The following is a 301-nucleotide window of genomic DNA, read 5'->3' as shown; positions in this document are numbered from 1 at the left end:
TGCCGCTCGAGTCGGGCAACTGGCCGCTGGTGGCGGCCTCGCACCAGCAGTACATCGCCGGCGTCTCGCAATGGGCGCGCGAGGCCAGCCGGATCGACATGGTGCGCATCCGCGCCGACTTCGTGCGCGCGGCGATGGCGGCGCGCGAGGCCGGCTTCGACTGGCTCGAACTGCACTGCGCCCACGGCTACCTGCTGTCGAGCTTCATCTCGCCGCTGACCAACCGCCGCCAGGACGACTACGGCGGCAGCATCGAGGACCGCTGCCGCTTCCCGCTCGAGGGGTTCGCGGCGCTGCGCGC

1 pseudogene is annotated in these 301 nt (G+C 72.4%); it reads left to right on the top strand.

The features are described 5' to 3' along the window. Window positions 1-301: pseudogene (locus tag KVT32_RS29650) on the top strand (bifunctional salicylyl-CoA 5-hydroxylase/oxidoreductase); the annotation flags it as partial.

Source organism: Achromobacter sp. GbtcB20 (assembly GCF_019091095.1).
Lineage (GTDB): Bacteria > Pseudomonadota > Gammaproteobacteria > Burkholderiales > Burkholderiaceae_B > Achromobacter > Achromobacter mucicolens.
The sequence above is the reverse complement of the archived record's forward strand: the minus strand, read 5'-3'. Positions and strand labels throughout refer to the sequence as shown.